Here is an 8,449-nt window from a genome sequence, read left to right on the forward strand (position 1 = left end):
CGCCGGTATCATCATAAGCACCGCCCTGCGGCCGGTGGTGCAATGGCTGCGACAGCGCGGTCTGTCGCCGGCCCTGTCCGTGCTGCTCATCTTCGGCCTCATGCTGATTGTCCTGGGGCTGTTCTTGCGCTTTGTCGCCCCGCTGCTGGCCGACCAGGCAGCGACCATCGGCGAGCAGTTGACAGGGGTTTATGCCGGACTGCGCGAGCGGCTGGCCGGAGCGTCGAATCTGTTCCTGCGCCGGCTGGCCGAGGCGCTGCCCGCGCAACCGGGCCTCTCGCCCAGCGCGCCGACGCCAACACCCGCGCCGAACGAGGCGGGCGTCCAGGTGACGACTTCCCCCTTCCAGCAAGTATGGGGCTATCTGAGCCTGGGCGCGAACAGCCTCTACAAGATCATCGCCATCTTCTTTATTGCCTTCTTCTGGACAATCGAATCCGAGCGCATCAAGTACTCGTTCATCCTGCTGCTGCCCATCAACCGGCGCGATGCGGCCCGCGACCTGATCGTGGAGATAGAGCAGCGCGTCGGCAGTTACGTGAGCGGCCAGTTGGTATTGAGCGTGATCATCGGCGGCCTCAGTCTGGCCGCCTACTTGCTCATCGGCCTGCCCTACGCTCTGGTACTGGCTCTCTTCGTGGGCGTCATGGAGGTTATCCCGGTCATCGGGCCGCTCATCGGGGCCGTGCCCTCCATCATCATCGCCACCACCGTGTCGCCGCTGACCATCCTGTGGGTCATCATCGCCTCACTGGTCATCCACCAGCTGGAATCCAACGTCTTTGGACCGCGGGTGATGAAGCGCGCACTGGGTCTGCGCCCACTGGTGACGTTGGTGGCGCTGACCGCCTTCGGCACGCTATTCGGCGTGCTGGGCGCGCTCATCGCTCTACCGCTGGCCGCCATCATCCAACTGCTGCTCGATCGCTACATGTCCAGCGGTGGATTGCAGGCCGAAAGCGCTGTAGAGCGCGACCTCCTTAGCCGGCTGCGCTACGACGCTCAGGAGCTCATCGACGACGTGCGCAAGACAGTGCGCAAGAAAGAAGCGACGCCGGACGATCCGGGCGGCGAGGGCGCCTACCTGGAGGACACTATTGAGGCCATCGCCCTCGATTTGGATAAACTGCTGGCCTACTACCGGGCGGAGGACGCCGAACAGCCCTTCCCGGCCGAACCGGCGGAGGCAAGATGAGACGGCTGGCGACTTACACCCTGATCGTGGCGGCAACGATAGCCGTCCTCATCCTGCTGTGGCAGTTCCGCAGCATCTTCATCTTGCTGGCGCTCTCGCTGATGGTGGCCGCGGCGCTGCGTCCCTCCATCGACGCCCTCATCGAGCGCGGCATGCCCGCCACGCTGGCGCGGGTTCTTATCTATCTCTTGCTCATCGGCGCGCTAGGGGCCGGCCTCTACTTCGCGAGCGGCCCGCTGCTGGACGAACTCCAATTGCTCAGCAACTACCTGGTCGTCCTGTACGAATCGACCTACCAGCGCTGGGAGGCGGGCACAGGATTGCAAGAGGCGATTGTGGCGCGGCTGCCTGCGCCGGATCAATTGGCGGAGACGATGACGGGGCAATCGGGTCTGGCTATTGTGCAACTGCTCTTTGGCGCGGCGCAGAGCGTGGTTGGCGTCCTGGCCTCCGTCCTCATCATTGTTGTCCTCAGTCTCTACTGGAGTTCCGACCGCGCCCATTTCGAGCGGTTGTGGCTCTCGCTGCTGCCGGCCAACCAGCGCGTCCAGGCCCGCACCATCTACCAGCAGACGGAGACGAGCATGGGCGCCTACTTGCGCAGCGAGTTCGTGCAGGCGCTGCTGGCGGTCATCATGCTGGCCCTTGCCTTTAGCGTGTTGGGACTGGACTATCCGCTGCTAACGGCGCTGCTGGCCGGTGTGGCCTGGCTCGTCCCGATAGCCGGCTTCGTCTTCGCCGTGGGGTTGTCATTCATCTTCGGATTGGCTTCGTCCGGCGGGCTGGAATTGGCGCTGTCGGCCGTGCTCATCACCGGCGTCGTCATGGCCTTTCTGGAGTTCGTCATCGAGCCGCGCTTCTTCCAGCGCAACGAGTTCAGCGGGCTGCTCATCGTGCTTCTGGTGCTGTTGATGGTCGACGCCTATGGCCTGATCGGCTTCGTCATCGCCCCGCCGCTGGCCGTGTTGCTCCAGATATCGATCAGCCACTTCGCCCGCGTCATGCAGCGCCCCGCCGCCCCGCCCATCCAGATCGAAAGTCTGGAAGAAAGGCTTGCTCAGGTACAGACTGCTTACAGCGCGCAGGTCAATGGCGAGTCACCCACCCCACTAGAGGTCGGCAGTCTCCTCGAACGGCTCGACGCCCTGGTCGACCGGGCGCGCGCCGTGGCTATCGAGCGCGAGTAGGGGCGCACCTGCGTGTATGCGCTCTGGGACAGCGTATGCGTCCTGGGGCAGTGTATGCGCCCTGGGGCAGTGTATGCGCCCTGAGGCAGCGGTATGCGCCCTGGGACAGTGTATGCGCCCTGGGGCAGCGTATGCGCTCTGGGGCAGACACGCAGGTCTGCCCCTACTTTCTTCTTCAATCGGCCACGGGCGGCCCGCCCCGCATCGTCGTCACCACCCGATCCCACACGCCACGGACACGGCCAACGGCCGCCTGCCGTTCCCCTTCCGCGCCCGGCTCCTCGCCACCGTTGGCGCGCAGCAGAATGGCGATCCACCGCGTGCTGTCGAACGCCTCCAGAATGCTCAGGATGAGCAGGGTTAGCGGGGTGGACAGGATGGCCCCCACCGCGCCGAGCAGCCAGCCCCAGACGAAGAGCGAGATGACGACCACCACCGGTGAAATCTTGAGCTGTTGGCCCATCATGCGCGGCTTGACGAGGTTCTCCACTGTGCCGTTGATGAGCGTGTAGCCGAGGAAGACGATCAGCGCGCTCGTGAAGCCGTGTTCGACGTAGGCCAGGATGAGCGGCGGGATCATGGCAACCCAGAAGCCAACAGCCGGAATGTAACCCATGAACCAGGACAAAAGGCCCCAGAGCAAGGCCAGATCGACACCCAGAATCAACAGCAAGATGGTGTTACCGATAGCGGCCAGCAGGTTGATGAAGGTCGTCAACGTGACGTAGCGACGCACATCCACCGTCAGGTTGGCCGCTTGGTGGAGCATGGGATGGTCGGTGCGCAGACCGAGGCGGCTGCTACTGGGCAAGGCCAGCGCCGAACTCAACATGAAGGCGAAGATGAGCAGCACCAAAAACGCCTGAGAGACGCCGATCAACAGCGTGCGAAGCAGCGCCGTAGCCACATTTGCCAGGCGTTCGCTGGCGATCAGCGAGGTGATGGCGTTGCTGAGGTCGTTCAGGGAGATGCTAATAAAGGTGACGACCGAGTCGGGCGTAAGCTCGGCCGTCTGTTCGGCGGCCAGCGACTCGGCCAGGGTGGCCTGAATGGCCGGCAGCCGCTCGCTCACTTGCGCCAGGCCGATGAAGACCAGGAACAGCACCAGGCCGATGACGCTCAGCACCACCACAAACGTCAGCACCAGCGACAGCCAGCCGGGCACACCACGCTTCGAGAACTGTTCCGGCAATGGCAGAACCGTGAGCGTGATGACGACGGACAGCAGAATGGGATTCAGGATGAAGGCCAGGTTCTGGATACCGGCGATGATAATGAAGACGCAGGCCAGCCCGATCAGCAGGTATAAAAAGGGCCGCGATTGTTCTACCATGTTTACTCCCAGCGCTTAGACCTGACAGGTGGGCGGCTATAGTACGCTGACCGGAACGAACTCTAGAGCCGCCCACCTGTCAGGTCTTTAGCTGCTGCGCGTTTGTCTTCTCCAGCGATTTCGCCATAATTGTCCGACTTCCTCATAAACGCGCAACGAATCCGCGGATCGCGCTGATACCTACTTGCACAGTTGGTCGGGAGCCAGGGAGAAGTTGGCGGTGGCGCTCGAGCCTGGTTCGACAAAAGCTGGGTGGATGGCCGGCGCGCGGGCCGGCCTCAGCCCGGCGCGCCTGCTCCCGTCGCTGCTGCTTGGGACGATTATCGGCATTGTGGAGATCGCCCTGTCCGCTTCGTTCGCCGCGCTGATCTTCGAGGGGGAACTGCGCGCCCATCTCTCGCGCGGCATCGGCATGGCCTTGTTCTCGGGCACGATCAGTCTGCTCGTAGTTGCCATTCTGTCCTCCCTCCCCACCATGATCGGCGGCAATCAGGACGCGCCGTCGGCTATTGTCGCCGTCGCCGCGGCGACCGTCGCCGCCACGGTAGTGGGCGCGGAGGCGCGCTTCGCCACGGTCGCCGTCGTTGTGGCGCTGACGACGCTGGTTACCGGTTTGTTCCTGCTACTCTTGGGCACGTTCAAGCTGGCCGGACTGGTGCGCTTCCTGCCCTACCCGGTAGCCGGCGGCTTTCTGGCCGGAACCGGATGGCTGCTGCTGATCGGCGGCCTGAGCACCATGACCGACGTGCCGTTTTCGCCTGGCAACCTGGCCGCGCTGGTGGAGGTGCGCACGTTGGCCTATTGGCTGCCGGGCCTGGTGGCTGGCATCCTCATGGTGGCCCTCTCCAACCGCATTCGCCACTACCTGTTCCTGCCGGGCATGATCATCGCCATCATCGCCCTGTTCTATCTCGTCGCCGCCCTCCTGGGCGCGTCCGTGGCCGAGTTGGGCGCGGCGGGCTGGCTGCTCGGCCCTTTCCCGGAAGGGCGCATGTGGCAGTCCATCAGCCCGGCCGAGTTGGGCCGGGTGCAGTGGGCGGTCATCGGCGCGCAACTGCCCAGCATAGTCGCCGCCGTCGCCATCAGCGCCATCGCCCTGCTGCTGAACGCCAGTGGCCTGGAACTCATGCTGCGCCGCGATGTAGACCTCAATCGCGAGATGCGCGCCGCCGGCTGGGCCAACGTCGTGGCCGCGCTGGGCGGCGGGCTGACGGGCTACCAGCAACTCGGATTGTCCACCCTCAACGCGCGGGCCGGCGCGAACAGCCGGTTGACGGGCGTGTTCGCCGCCGCCGTCTGCGGCCTCGTCCTGGTTGCCGGCGGCGCGGCGCTGGCCGTGGTGCCCAAGCTGGTGTTCGGTGCGTTGCTCGTCTATCTGGGAGTCTCCTTCCTGTGGGAGTGGGTCGTCGCCGCCTGGAAGCGCCTACCGTGGATCGACTATTTCATTGTCCTGATGATCCTGATCATCATCGCCACGGCCGGCTTCTTGCAGGGCGTCGCCGTTGGCATCATCGCCGCGGTCGTCATGTTCGTCGTCAGCTACAGCCGCAGCAGCGTCATCAAGCACGAACTGGACGGCCTGACCTTTCGCAGCCGGGTAACGCGCAGCGCTGAGGATAGAGCCATGCTGGAGGCGCTGGGCAAACAGGCTTACTTCCTGCAACTCCAGGGTTTCATCTTCTTCGGCACGGCCTATGGCCTGCTCGAAAAAGTACGCGCCCGCGTCCGCGCCACGCCAACGCGCTACGTCGCCCTCGACTTTCGCCAGGTCATCGGCCTGGACTCCACCGCGCTGCTCAGTTTTGATAAGATGCACCAACTGGGGCGCGACAGAGGATTCACCCTGGTGCTGGCGGGTTTGTCGCCGGCGCTGCGGTGGCAGTTTGATCAGGGTGGGATACGCGAGGAGGAGGACGCGCTCCGCTTCGCCGCCGACCTCGACCGGGCCGTTGAATGGTGCGAGGATCAGTTGTGCACCCTGGCCGAAGGCGATCCGGTCGAGCGCACGCTGGCTGACCACCTGCGGACGCTTATCCCCGGCGACGCGGTGGACCGGCTGCTGCCCTATTTAGAACGGCGCGAAGTGACGGCGGGCGAACACTTGATCCGCCAGGGCGACGCGCCCGACCGGCTATTCCTGATCGAGTCGGGCCAACTGACTGCTCAACTCGAATCGCCGGAGCGGGAACCGGTGCGCCTCCAGACGATGCGCGGCGGCTACGTCGTGGGCGAACTGGGCTTCTACCTGGGCACGCAGCGCAGCGCGGCCGTCGTCGCCGACCGGCCGAGTGTAGTCTACGCGCTCTCGCAGTCAGAACTGGCCCGGATCGAAGCGGAAGACCCGGCTGCGGCCTACGCCTTTCACCGCGCCATCGTCCACTTGCTGGGCGACCGGGTGCTGCACCTGGTACGGGCGGTGGACGCGCTGCAATCATGACGCCAATCACGTACACGGACGCCGACGAAGCGTGGCGGGAGCGCATCGGCCGGGAGTGGGGCCAACTGGCCGCCCGGCACATGCACCTGGATGACGGCTTCTCCATTCTCGCACTGGCCGGCAATGAGCCGGTGGGGCTGATCGCCGTCGTCTGGCGCGACCTGCCGGCGCCGTTGCCCCCCACCGTCGAAGCCTACATCGACATCATCGAGGTTCGGCCCGCCTTCCGCCGCCAGGGAATCGCCGCTCGCTTGGTGGAGTTGGCCGCGGCGCGCGCCCGAACGCATGGGGCCTACCAACTGCGCGCCTGGAGCTCCGCGGACAAGGTGGAGGCCATCCCCATGTGGCGGGCGCTGGGCTTCGGCCTGTGCCCGGCGACGACGTACCCTGGTGGGCAGGAAGTGCGTGGCTTCTTCGTGGCGCGGCCGTTGTAACGCGGGTTGGTAACCCGCATTCCAGGTAGACGGAAAACGCGGGTTACCAACCCGCGCTACAAGACAATTTGCCCCTCCCCCCGCATTGGCGATAGCATACGCGCGATGCGTTTCCAAAGATTGCCCCTGATACTCATCGTTTTCCTGGCGTTCCTTTCTGGCTGCACGCTGCCCCCGGCGGCAAGTATGCTGCCCACGCCGGCGCTGCCGGCGGCTATGCCCGTCGCCACGGCCGGCCCCACGGGCGGTCAGCCGCCCACGGCCACGCCGCCGGCCACCCCGCCTCTCGTCGTGCCCACACCCCTCATCACCCTCCCGGCTACAGCCGCCCCGACGCTGTCGCCCAGTGCGACGCCACCCCCGACGGCGACCGCGACGCCGGCCCCCTCGCCCACCCCGCACCCCCTGGCGGCCGTCACCATCGACGGCCTGCGCGCCCGCGCCTACCCCGGCGGCTCCATCGAGATGCTGCGCGCGCTGGAGACGACCGCGACCTACACCCGCTATTACATCGCCTACCCCAGCGACGGCCTGCGCATCACCGGCATCATGCAAATTCCGCCCGGCGATGGCCCTTTCCCGGTCATCATCCTCAACCACGGCTATCACGACCGGGGCAACTACTGGGCCGGGTCGGGCACGTGGATGGCCGCCGAGTACCTCAACGGCCGCGGCTATCTGACCATTGCCCCCGACTATCGCACCTGGGGCGAGTCGGACTGGGGGCCGAGCCTGTTCCACACCGGGCTGGTGGCCGACGTGCTGAACCTGGTCAGTTCGCTCCCGTCCGTGCCGCAAGCCGACCCAAACCGGGTGGGGATGTGGGGACACTCGATGGGCGGCGGCATCACGACCAAGGTAATGACCATCGACCCGCGCGTGCGGGCGGGCGTGCTCTACGCGCCCAACAGCGGCGACGACGCCGACCTGGTCGCCCGCTGGGGGCGCGGCTGCCTGCCGGGCGAGTCGCAGGCCACCACGTCTTGCAACCCGGCCGAGGCCATCCCCGCCGATCTGCCGCCGGAGATCGTGGCCGCCTACCTGGCCGCCGCGGCCGACCCGGCCATGCTGCAACAGATCGCGCCCATCTACCATCTGGATAACGTGACCGCGCCGGTGCAGATCCACATCGGCGCGGCCGACGGCCAGGAACTCAACGCCACGCCGCCGGAGTGGTCGGCCAAGCTGCACGCGGCCTTCCAGGCGGCGGGCAAGCCGGCCGAGCTATTCATCTATGAAGGACAGGGGCACATGTTCTACGGGCAGGGCTGGACTGAGATGATCAACCGGACAGCCGACTTCTTTGACGCCCATGTGAGGTAGTGACGTTGTAACCCACCCCTAAGGAACCCAGGCGCGCAGCACGTTGACCAACGTCTCCCCGCCCGGCGTCTGGCCGGTGGCCGGGTCCAGCGCGACCAGCGCCGCCCGCCAGGTGGGCGCAGACTTGTCGAAGCGCACGATGTAGGTGTAGGGCGTGTCGCAGTCGAACAGCGCCGGCGCGCCGCCGATCAACACCGGCTCGACGCCGGTACGGATGGCGCAGGTGCGCCCGCCATCCAGTTCGACGAAGAACGGCACGAGTTGATCGACTGAAGGCGGGATCAACGTCGGCGGCGGCGCGGCCGGGTTGACCAGCGCCTTCACCGCGCCGGCCACGGGGTCTGGGCTGCAGAGGAGCAAACCGCCGCTGGTGAAGCACGGCTCGGCCAAGCCGCCGCTGTCCAGGACGCAGCGGTGCGTCCCCGGCACGATGGTCGATGCGTCACACAAGCCGCCGGTGGCCGCCCCGCCGGGCGCGATGGCCGTGGGATCGAACGGTAAGACCTCCGTGGCGCCCTTGATCTCCTGGGGGCCGACGAG

Annotated in this window: 7 protein-coding genes; 5 read left to right on the forward strand and 2 right to left on the reverse strand. The window is 66.1% G+C overall.

Features of this window, described 5'->3' with window-relative positions:
• Together ACE3UY_RS20560 and ACE3UY_RS20565 are read left to right on the forward strand one after the other, a co-directional pair.
• Positions 1 to 1,195: AI-2E family transporter (locus tag ACE3UY_RS20560; RefSeq protein WP_374689351.1), on the forward strand; the 1,195-nt coding region annotated here is incomplete at its 5' end.
• A complete protein-coding gene (locus tag ACE3UY_RS20565) occupies positions 1,192 to 2,382 on the forward strand; it encodes an AI-2E family transporter (protein ID WP_374689352.1) in 1,191 nt (396 codons plus the stop codon). The genes ACE3UY_RS20560 and ACE3UY_RS20565, both read left to right, overlap by 4 nt.
• A 175-nt stretch (positions 2,383 to 2,557) precedes the next feature.
• On the opposite strand, the gene ACE3UY_RS20570 is transcribed toward ACE3UY_RS20565, so the two are convergent.
• Positions 2,558 to 3,715: an AI-2E family transporter gene (locus ACE3UY_RS20570; protein ID WP_374689353.1), complete on the reverse strand. Its 1,158-nt coding sequence runs from the start codon at positions 3,713 to 3,715 to the stop codon at positions 2,558 to 2,560.
• A gap of 220 nt (positions 3,716 to 3,935) precedes the next feature.
• Here ACE3UY_RS20570 and ACE3UY_RS20575 point away from each other — a divergent pair, with 220 nt between their 5' ends.
• From ACE3UY_RS20575 to ACE3UY_RS20585, 3 genes are all read left to right on the forward strand, one after another.
• Positions 3,936 to 6,152 (forward strand): SLC26A/SulP transporter family protein, encoded by a 2,217-nt coding sequence (locus ACE3UY_RS20575; protein WP_374689354.1) that lies wholly within the window; start codon positions 3,936 to 3,938, stop codon positions 6,150 to 6,152.
• A complete protein-coding gene (locus ACE3UY_RS20580; RefSeq protein ID WP_374689355.1) occupies positions 6,149 to 6,586 on the forward strand; it encodes a GNAT family N-acetyltransferase in 438 nt (145 codons plus the stop codon). Before ACE3UY_RS20575 ends, ACE3UY_RS20580 begins: the two co-directional genes overlap by 4 nt.
• A 105-nt stretch (positions 6,587 to 6,691) precedes the next feature.
• On the forward strand, positions 6,692 to 7,909 hold the full coding sequence (locus ACE3UY_RS20585) for an alpha/beta hydrolase family protein (RefSeq protein ID WP_374689356.1): 1,218 nt from the start codon (positions 6,692 to 6,694) through the stop codon (positions 7,907 to 7,909).
• Between the two features lie 18 nt (positions 7,910 to 7,927).
• Here the strand turns inward: ACE3UY_RS20585 and ACE3UY_RS20590 are convergent.
• A partial coding sequence (locus tag ACE3UY_RS20590; RefSeq protein WP_374689357.1) for a hypothetical protein occupies positions 7,928 to 8,449 on the reverse strand: 522 nt, incomplete at its 5' end.

Origin of the sequence: Promineifilum sp. (SeqCode) (genome assembly GCF_041918635.1) — a bacterium.
Lineage (GTDB): Bacteria > Chloroflexota > Anaerolineae > Promineifilales > Promineifilaceae > Promineifilum.